This is a genomic window from Deltaproteobacteria bacterium, from assembly GCA_016210005.1.
Lineage (GTDB): Bacteria > Desulfobacterota > Binatia > HRBIN30 > JACQVA1 > JACQVA1.
Map to the genome: position 1 here is coordinate 37,941 of JACQVA010000013.1, position 8,640 is coordinate 46,580.

General features: G+C 66.5%; 4 protein-coding genes. 1 reads left to right on the forward strand and 3 read right to left on the reverse strand.

Translation table 11 applies throughout. From position 1 onward, the window contains the following. Positions 1-6: 6 nt before the first annotated feature. From HY699_02750 to HY699_02760, 3 genes are read right to left on the reverse strand one after another with little or no spacing between them, the layout of a single operon-like run. Positions 7-666, reverse strand: a complete 660-nt coding sequence (locus HY699_02750) for a hypothetical protein (protein MBI4514718.1) — start codon at positions 664-666, stop codon at positions 7-9. After that, a complete protein-coding gene (aspS, locus tag HY699_02755) occupies positions 663-2,432 on the reverse strand; it encodes an aspartate--tRNA ligase (protein MBI4514719.1) in 1,770 nt (589 codons plus the stop codon). Before aspS ends, HY699_02750 begins: the two co-directional genes overlap by 4 nt. Positions 2,433-2,460: 28 nt before the next feature. Then, complete coding sequence (locus HY699_02760) at positions 2,461-3,765, reverse strand: histidine--tRNA ligase (GenBank protein MBI4514720.1); 1,305 nt, start codon at positions 3,763-3,765, stop codon at positions 2,461-2,463. Positions 3,766-3,837: 72 nt separating this feature from the next. On the opposite strand from HY699_02760, the gene HY699_02765 reads away from it, so the two are divergent. Then, the gene (locus HY699_02765) at positions 3,838-8,295 is read left to right on the forward strand and encodes a hypothetical protein (GenBank protein ID MBI4514721.1); all 4,458 of its coding nucleotides are present in this window, start codon (positions 3,838-3,840) and stop codon (positions 8,293-8,295) included. Positions 8,296-8,640 lie beyond the last annotated feature (345 nt).

Genomic DNA, 8,640 nt, shown 5'->3' on the forward strand with positions numbered 1-8,640 from the left:
GTCCACTCACTCGAGCAGCCGCTCCAACTCAGCGAGCTGCTGCTCGACTCCGAGCCGGGTGAGCTCGGCAGCGGTGAACCAACGCGGCCCGGCGCGCCAGAACATCCACCAGTTGAACAGGTTCGCGCTCAGCGACTGTTGCGTCTGGTCGAAGCTGCCCTGCCACACGGTTTGACCGCTGGCCACCGCCAGCAATGCCAGTCGAAACGATACCGAAGCCGGCCGCCGGGCCCCGTACTCGCTGCCTTCGCGCTCGCGCAAGCGCGAGACCGAGCCATAGAGCACGCCGTCGGCGCCCACCGCTTTGCCCAGCTGCGCCGCGCGGGCTTCGAGCGAGCCGTCGGCCGGCAAATCGCGCAGCGCCTGCTCCACCACCAGGTCGGGCACGAAGCGCCAGCGCGGGCCTTCCGCCATCACCCCGTATATCTGCGCGCTGACCACCAGGCCCGCGTTCGCCGGCAAAGCGGTCACCGGCACCTCGACATCGACGGCCTTGGGTTGCGCCGCAACCACGACCGCTTCGACCGGAAGCACGGCGAGCAGCTTGATCGGCGGCAGCTCCGCCTGCGGGTGCCGTTTCAGCACCGAGCCGCAGGCACAGGCCACGAGTAGGCATGCGATCAGAGCCCAATTACGGGCTTGCGGAGTGCGTGCCGTGGACTTCATGCCAGCCGTAATCCGAGTTCGCGCAGCTGGCGCGGGTCGACCGCACTAGGTGCTTCGGTCATCAGGCACGCGGCCCGCTGCGTTTTCGGAAACGCGATCACGTCGCGGATCGAGTTGGCGCCGGACAGCAACATGCACAAACGATCCAGGCCGATCGCCAAGCCGCCGTGGGGCGGCGCGCCGAAAGCCAAGGCGTCGAGCAGGAAGCCGAACTTGTCGCGCGCCTCCGTCTCACTGATGCCCAGCAGCGCAAACACCCGCGCTTGCACCTCCGGGCGGTGGATACGAATGCTGCCACCGCCGAGTTCCGTACCATTGAGCACGACGTCATAGGCCTGAGCGCGCACCGCCGCGGGAGCGCTCTCCAGCCTTGCGAGGTCCTCGGCGTTCGGAGCGCTGAAAGGATGATGGACCGCCACCATGCGCTTCTCTGCCGCGTCGTATTCGAGCAGCGGGAAGTCGGTCACCCAGGTGAAGGCGAAGGCGTTCTCCGGCACCAGCGAAAGCACGTCGGCCAGGTGCAGTCGCAAGTTCGCCAGCGATTCGTTGACCACTTTGGCGTCGTCGGCCACGAACAAGATGACGTCGCCGGCCGCGGCGGCGCAGGCGGCCTCGATGGCGGCGCGCTGCTCGGCGCTGAAAAACTTGGCGATCGGCGACTGCCAACCGTCGGGGTTCAGCTTCACCCAGGCAACTCCCTTGGCGCCGTACGGCGCCGCCACCTCGGGCAACGAGTCGAGATCCTTGCGCGAGAGCCGGCTGCCGTCGGCTACCCGCAACGCCTTAACGATACCCCCGCGTTCGACCGCCTCGCGAAAGACCTTGAACTCCACCGCGCGCACCAGCTGCGAGATCTCGGTCAGCTCCAGCCCAAAGCGCAGGTCCGGCCGATCGGTACCGAAGCGTCCAATGGCGTCGGCGTAGGTCAAGCGCGGCATCGGGTTCGGCAGCGCGATCTCGCGCAAAGCAAACACCTCGCGCAGCATCCCTTCCACCAGCGCCATCACCTGATCGCGGTCGACGAAGGACATCTCCAGATCGATCTGCGTGAACTCCGGCTGGCGATCCGCGCGCAGGTCCTCGTCGCGAAAGCAGCGCACAACCTGAAAGTAGCGATCGTAGCCACTGACCATCAGCAACTGCTTGTAGAGCTGCGGCGACTGCGGCAGGGCGTAGAACTCGCCCGGGCTGATGCGGCTCGGCACCAAGTAATCGCGCGCGCCTTCCGGCGTGCTGCGCCCGAGCACCGGCGTCTCGATCTCCAGGAAGCCGTGGCGATCGAGGTAGTCACGAATCGTCTTGGTCAGGCGATGGCGCAGAATCAGATTATTCTGCATCGCCGGCCGCCGCAGGTCGAGGTAGCGGTACTTCAGGCGGGTCGCCTCAGCGACGGCGTCGCCACCGTCAATCGCGAAGGGTGTCGGCCGGCAGCGGTTGAGAATGCGCGCCTCGCTGACCATGAGCTCGACTTCGCCCGTGGGCAGGTTGGGGTTGACCGTTTCGGCCGAGCGACGAACGACGGTGCCGCGGGCGGCGACTACGAACTCCCCGCGCAGCTCCTCGGCGACCACGTGTGCCGCCGCGCTGCGCTCGGGGTTGAACACCAGCTGCAAGATGCCCGAACGGTCCCGCAGGTCGACGAAAACCACGCCGCCGTGATCGCGCCGGGCATTGACCCAGCCCATGACGACGATCGCGCGCGCCTCGTCGGCCGCGCTCACGCTGCCGGCGTAGCAGCTGCGTTGCCAACCATCCAGTCCCGCCATGCTCACTTCTAGTTCGCTCATGTCTGATCTACTCGCCGCCGGCTGACGCCGTGGTCGTCTGCGCCGCTTCACTCAAGCGGCTGAGGGTGGCGCGGATCTCACCAACCCCGAGTGCCAGCGGCAGCGCCGCCGGATAATCCTGTTTGGCGATCATGTCGCGCACGGTGGCCGCCTGACGCGTCAATTCATCCTCCCCGACAATGAGCACGAAACGCGCGCCGCTCCGGTCGGCCCGGCGCATCTGGCTCTTGAGGCTCTTGCCGCCGGCCTCGACCTCCAGCGCCATCCCCTGGCGGCGCAGGCGGTGCGCCAGATGAATCGCCTCGGCTTCGGCGGCGCTGCCGAGCGGGCAGATGAAGAGGTCCGGCACCGCTCGTACCGGCAACTCGGGCAACAACATCACCAAACGTTCCACGCCGAGGGCGAAGCCGACGCCGGGAACATCGGGGCCACCAAGTTCTCGCACCAAGCCATCGTAACGACCGCCGGCGCCGATGGCGTTTTGCGCCCCGAGCCCCGGCGCCAGCACTTCGAAGGCGGTCCGATTGTAATAGTCGAGCCCCCGCACGATGCGCGCATTGACCGTCGCCGCGACTCCTTCGCGTTCGAGGATGGCGCGCACGGTGGCGAAGTGGGCGGCGCAGTCCTGGCAGAGATGCTCGATCATCGTCGGCGCAGCGGCCGTGGCCTCCCGGCATGTGGGCACTTTGCAATCGAGCAGCCGCAGCGGGTTGCGCTCCAACCGCCGCACGCAGTTCTCGCACAACCGCTCGCGCTGCCCTTGGCCGTAAGCGGTCAGCGCCGAACGGTAGCCCGGGCGGCATTGCCGGCAGCCGAGCGAGTTGATCGCCAGGGTCACTCCGGGTGCTTGCAACGCGCGCAGCAAGTCGTCCAGCAGCAGCAAGGCCTCGGCATCAGCCGCGGCGTCCTCGCGCCCGAGCAACTCGAGGCCGATTTGGCTGAACTGGCGCAAGCGCCCCTTCTGCGGGCGCTCGCGGCGGAACATCGGGCCGAGGTAATACCACTTAGAGACCGGTTCGTGCTGGGCCACCGCGTGCTCGACGTAGGCCCGCACCACCGCGGCCGTCCCTTCTGGTCGCAACGACAAAGAGGTACCATCGCGATCCAAGAACGTGTACATTTCCTTTTCAACAATATCGGTGGTGTCACCAATAGAGCGAGTAAAGAGGCTGGTGCGCTCAACAATCGGAATGCGAATCTCGGTTACATGGTACTGGCGGAAGACGATGCGCGCCTGTTGCTCGATCCATGTCCAGCGCGCGCTTTCGTCCGGTAGGACGTCGTGAAATCCTTTCACAGAGGGAAATTTCATGCGGCAAGCTTGTGCCGGAGGCGCGGCCTAGGTATCAAAGGCCCTCTAACGAGTCAACGCACTTTCACGCCCGTGGAGCCCACAGAGCTGAGTCTGACACGCCAATACCGACCGCGGCCCCACTGGCGGTTGTGCGGCCTCGCGCTCGTCGCCGGTGCAGTGCTCTTCTGCACGGCCGCCGGCGCTACCACTCGCGACTTCGACCGTTTCAATGGCTTCGAGGGCGGGGACGCCGGCGACTACGCCCCCGGCGGCGGCGCTCCCACCGGCGACCCGACCAGGCACAGCGGCTCGTACGGGCTGCTCACAACTGCCACCTCGGGAGCGAGTGAGTACGTCGCTGCCACCCTTTCCGCCAGTGCCACGATCGTGACCGACGGGATCTGGGCTTGTATTCGGGAGAACAACGCCGCCAACACTCGGCGCATCCGCAGCTGGCTCGGCGCGGGCGGCACAGTCGCCGAGCTGGTCCTGCGCCCGGACAACACAGTGGAGTTGCGCGTCGGCGGCAGCACGGTGAGTCTATCAGCCAGCGCGATCAGCGCCTGCCCCACGTTTACCCACCTCGAAGTGCGCTACCGGGCCATCGGCAGCGGCGGCGACGCGGTCCTGCGCCTTGACGGCATCAACCAGGGAAGCCTCGGCCCGCACTTCTCCAGCGCGGCGGTTGATACCACCCGCATCGGCTGTGACGGCAGTGAACCGGGAAGTGTCGCGCTGGTGTGGGACGATCATAGCATCGCGCGCACGGCCACCTTTCCCGGCGAATTGCAGATTGCCGGCTTGGCCCCTACCACTGCCGGCGAGAGCAATTGGGCACTGAGCGGATGCGCAGCCGCGGTGGAGTGTGTCAATCAGCGGCCGCCGGACGCCGGCACGACCGTGGTGTCATCGGCCAGCTCTTTGGCGCGGGAGTCGTTCTGCCATTATCCCGCCACCTTGACCGGCATTTTTGGTCAGATTCTCGGAGTGAAGACGTTTGTCGTCGCTGCCGCTCCAGCGGGGCCAGCTACACTAGATATGCGCGTGGGTCCGAATGCGGCCAACTGCGGCGGCAGCGGCGGGCTGGAATCGCTGCCCCGCTCGCTGCCACTGACACAGCCGGGTTTTCTCGGCTATGCCCGCATCGACTTGGGCAATCCGGCAGGGGGCGACTGGAGCCCTGAAGCGATTGATACGCTGCAAGCCGGGTTCACGTATACCGGCGCCGGCAACCCGGTGTTGATCACCCAGGTGTGGCGTGAGATCGCCTTCGATACCACCGGCTTTCCCTCCCCCACCCCCACAGCCACGCCGACTTTGACGCCGACCGTGACACCCACCTTCACCAGGACACCGACACCGACGCCCACCTTCACGCCCACCGCAACCCCATCGCTGACCCCGACACCGACCGACACCCCGACGGCCACGCCCACCATAACCCCGACCTCGACGCCGACAAGCACGCCCACCGACACTGCCACTTCAACCGCAACACCAACAGTGACGCCAACGCTCACTGCCACCGCAACGCCGACGCTGACGCCGACACCGACCCACACGCCCACAGAGACCGCGACCGCCTCACCCAGCGTGACCGCGACGCCGACCGATACCCCGACGTTGACCGCCACAGCAACGCCGACGCCGACGGAGACCCCGACCGCCACTTTCACCGCCAGCGCGACTCCGAGCGACACCCCGACGCCCACGGACACCCCGACGCCGACTTTCAGCCGCACCGTAACGCCGACGCCGACAGCTACCCCAACTGCGCCGCCCCTACGGCTGATCGATCGGATGAACGGTTTCGAGAGTGGTTGGCTCGGCGACTATACCGGCAACGCCACGGCCGTCGCCACGCCCCGCAGCGGCCAGTACGCCTTGCTGACCTCGGTCGGCATATCTTCGACCAATAACGCCAGCATCAGCCTGAGTGCGCCGGCGGCGGTCTTCAGCGACGGCATCTATGCCTGCCGCGCTTCGACCGCCTTGGGATCGGCCAGCCCGCGCCGGATTCGCGCCTGGATGAGCGGCGGGGTAGCCGTGGTCGAGCTACTGCTCAACAGCAACTGGGCAGTCACCCTGCAAGTTGCGGGCGCCCCGGTCGGCAGCTCGTCCCTGCCGCTGTCACCTTGTCCGATCTTCACTCACTACGAGGTGCAGTACTTCGCCGCCGCGGCCGGCGGCACCGCGGAACTGCGCATCAACGGCCTACCGCTGGTCGCTGGCAGCCACTTGGCGACGGCATCCGTGAGCAGCACGGTCATCGGTGCCGACGTCGTCAGTTCGAACGATTTGCGCTTGGTCTGGGACGATCACACCATCTCACGCAGTGACGTCTGGCCGGCGAACGTGCGCATCCTCGGCGCCATGGCCTCTGCCGACGGCACCTATGTTCAGTGGGCGCCGGGCAACACCAGCTGCGGCACCGGTGGTGACTTCACTTGCGTCAACAGCCGTCCCCCCAGCCCGCCCGGTGTGCAAACCAACCACGCCAACTTCCGCACCTCCTTCTGTCATGAGGCGATCGTACCGCTCGGCTTCGTCGGACGTATACTGGCCACCAAGATGCTGGTGGCCGGCTGGGAATCAGCCGATGAGCCGAATACCGACACCGGGCTGTTTTGGCGAACCGACTCGGCCAACTGCGGCGGTAACGGCGGCAGCGATTCCGCCGAGGTCATGGTCGATTTCTCGGCCACGCAAAAAGGCTTCGCTCGCTTGGATCAGCTGGACCCGATCACGCTCCAGCCCTGGACGGTGTTCGGGCTCGATACCGCCGAGCTCGCCATCCGCCACTCCTCTGGCTCACGACAAACCGCCGTGACACAGGTACTAGTGGAATTCGCCTTTGATCCCACCGATCTCCCAACCCCGACACCTACCGTGACCGACACCGCCACGCCGACCCCCACCCCCACACTGACCCTGACCTTCACGCCCACCCAGACTCCGCTACCAACTGCCACGGCCACCGACACCCCAACCTTCACCAGCACGCCAACGCACACATACACCGCGACGCACACCGCCAGCTACACGCCGACCCGCACCGCAACACCCACGCCGACCCCCACCCTCACTGCCACCGCCACAGCAACTGTGACCAACACCGCTACAGCGACGGCCACCGCCAGCGCCAGCCGCACCCCAACCAACACCTCGACCTTCACGCGAACAGCCACTGCAACACGCACTCCGACCGGCAGCCTGCCACCCACTTTCACCCCCACGCTCTCGCCGACGGTGACGCGCACCTTCACTCCGTCCGCCACGCCCTCGACAACGCCAACACCCACCCGGACCGGCACTCCCACTATCAGCCCGACCGCGACCTCGACCGCGACACCGACACAGACCGCAACCAGTTCGCCGACTCCCCCGCCCCCACCCACGGCTTCGTTCACCGCCAGCTACACCGTTACCGCCGCTCCGACTGATACGCCCAGCCCTTCTCCAACGGCCTCCGCCACCGATTCGCCAACCGCGACGTTCACGCCGACGATCACTGGCACCCCACCGACGGCCACGCCGACGCCGAAGCCGCGTGCCGATTTCATCCTGCCCCAAGGTGCCGCCAACGGAGAGAACCAAGTACCGTGCACCACCTCGCAGTCGCTGGCGCTCTTCTTCACCTCGTACAGCCCGGGGTTGAACACCCTACCATCGCGCTCGCCTGCCACCTTGCAGCAGCAGTACAAGACGCTGTACCTGGCCCCGGGCCAATCGCAGGGCGACTACGACCTGTTGCGCGCAATGTCACAGCCCGGCGGCTTTATCGAGCAGTTCGTGTCCTTCGGCGGCGTGGCCGTCATTCACGCCGCCAATGACCCGGACACGGACGGCGAGCAAATTGCCATCGCCCCCGCTGGCGTCGGCTTCCTGCCCACCACGGGGCACGACCAACAAACGATTGTTGCCGCCAGTCACCCCTACCTCACCGGCACTGGTTACGGCGGCGAACCCCTCGGCGCGGCTGACTTCCAGGGTTGGAGCACCACCGACAACGGGGTACTAATCAACATCCCGCCCGACGCCACCACGGTGCTTCGCAACGCCGACGGCCCAACCTGGATCGAGTATATTCGCGGCGAAGGCCGCGTGATCGTCAGCACCTTAGCTTACTGTTGGGAAGGGCGGCCCAACTCCGACGGCGCGGCCTTGCGTAACCTCCTCAAGTACAGCCGGTTCTTCGCCGGCAAGGCACAAACGCCGGCGCCAACGGTGACCATAACCTTGACGCCAACCGCCACGGCATCACCGACCGTAACCCAGACGCGCCCGAGCGCCACTCCCAGCGTTACCCGTACGCCGACACCGAGCGCGACCAGTGGACCACGCTCGCCGACCCCGACCTTCAGCGCAACACCAACGCCGACACCGCTGCGCGGCGATTTCACCGGCGATGGCCGGATTGCCCAAGACGACCTCGACCTACTGCTCGACGCGATCTTCAACGACCCTGAGTTTGCCGCACTTGACCTTACCGGGGACGGCCGTGTCAGCGCCGCGGACGTGACCGCCCTGCTCGCTCTAATCCCGTAGCCCCGGTACTGCCGCCCCCGGCGGGGGCGCACCACAAGCCAAATTCCCGGTTGACAGGTCGAACTCGGCACGTGGATACTGGGGGCGTGTTGCAACCATGGGCACCAAACCGCCGAGCGTTACGCGCCGCTAGCGCAGGCGGGCTGTCACGACCGCCCTTGGGTGCGGTTGGCCGAGTGCCGCCGGACCGCTTCGCAAGCCGCCGTTTCTTCCGGCTTGTCGCTCACTTAGTACCGCAATTCGTAAATACGATGACGTATTATCTTGTGGGAATTCCCCGGGTGCCGTGCTACCGTCTCCGCCAGCGGTGGAGGCGGTGCGGATGCCCAGAAAAAGCCCATTCGA

Excerpts from the sequence above, each read along its gene's own strand:
- HY699_02750 (MBI4514718.1), bottom strand. The coding sequence starts at position 666 with ATGAAGTCCACGGCACGCACTCCGCAAGCCCGTAATTGGGCTCTGATC.
- aspS (MBI4514719.1), bottom strand. The coding sequence starts at position 2,432 with ATGGCGGGACTGGATGGTTGGCAACGCAGCTGCTACGCCGGCAGCGTG.
- HY699_02760 (MBI4514720.1), bottom strand. The coding sequence starts at position 3,765 with ATGAAATTTCCCTCTGTGAAAGGATTTCACGACGTCCTACCGGACGAA.